This window comes from Paenibacillus sp. 203 (genome assembly GCF_037027525.1).
GTDB lineage: Bacteria > Bacillota > Bacilli > Paenibacillales > Paenibacillaceae > Paenibacillus > Paenibacillus polymyxa_B.
Genome location: NZ_JAXCHD010000042.1, coordinates 1 through 655 on the forward strand (window position 1 = coordinate 1; position 655 = coordinate 655).

General features: G+C 49.6%; 2 tRNA genes and 2 rRNA genes. All 4 read right to left on the reverse strand.

Annotated features, from left to right (window positions below):
• Positions 1–98 (reverse strand): 23S ribosomal RNA (locus tag WA407_RS26240); the annotation flags it as partial.
• Between the two features lie 240 nt (positions 99–338).
• Positions 339–414: transfer RNA gene (locus WA407_RS26245), tRNA-Ala, on the reverse strand.
• A gap of 20 nt (positions 415–434) precedes the next feature.
• Positions 435–511: transfer RNA gene (locus tag WA407_RS26250), tRNA-Ile, on the reverse strand.
• Between the two features lie 38 nt (positions 512–549).
• Positions 550–655: ribosomal RNA gene (gene rrf, locus WA407_RS26255) — 5S ribosomal RNA — on the reverse strand; the annotation flags it as partial.

The following is a 655-nucleotide window of genomic DNA, read 5'->3' on the forward strand; positions in this document are numbered from 1 at the left end:
GCTTGCTTACAGCTCCCCGAGGCTTTATCGTTGTTCGCCACGTCCTTCGTCGGCTCCTGGCGCCTAGGCATCCTCCGTGTGCTCTTTGTAGCTTAACCTAGTATTTACATCGTAAATACGATTTGCTCTGAATTTCGGCTCAACACTTACGTGTGAATGAAATTCAAGGCAGCTACCTTTATTCACTTGTTTACACAAGATCAGCTTAAAGGAATATTCTAAAACGCAATTTCGTTTCGGTATCCAGTTTTCAAGGTGCAATACAGTTTCATCGAAACTGTAGCCTGTGTGAATATCGATCCAACTCAACTGAGTAGATGGTATTCATGCAGTTTTTTTGGTGGAGCCAAGGGGGATCGAACCCCTGACCTCCTGCGTGCAAGGCAGGCGCTCTCCCAGCTGAGCTATAGCCCCAAAAGGAATATAAAGTTATATGGTGGGCCCTAGTGGACTCGAACCACCGACCTCACCCTTATCAGGGGTGCGCTCTAACCAGCTGAGCTAAGGGCCCATAATAAACCACCAAAGAAGTTCTTCTTTAGTGGTTGCGCTTGGCGACGTCCTACTCTCCCAGGACCCTGCGGTCCAAGTACCATCGGCGCTGGAGGGCTTAACGGTCGTGTTCGGGATGGGTACGTGTGGAACCCCTCCGCTA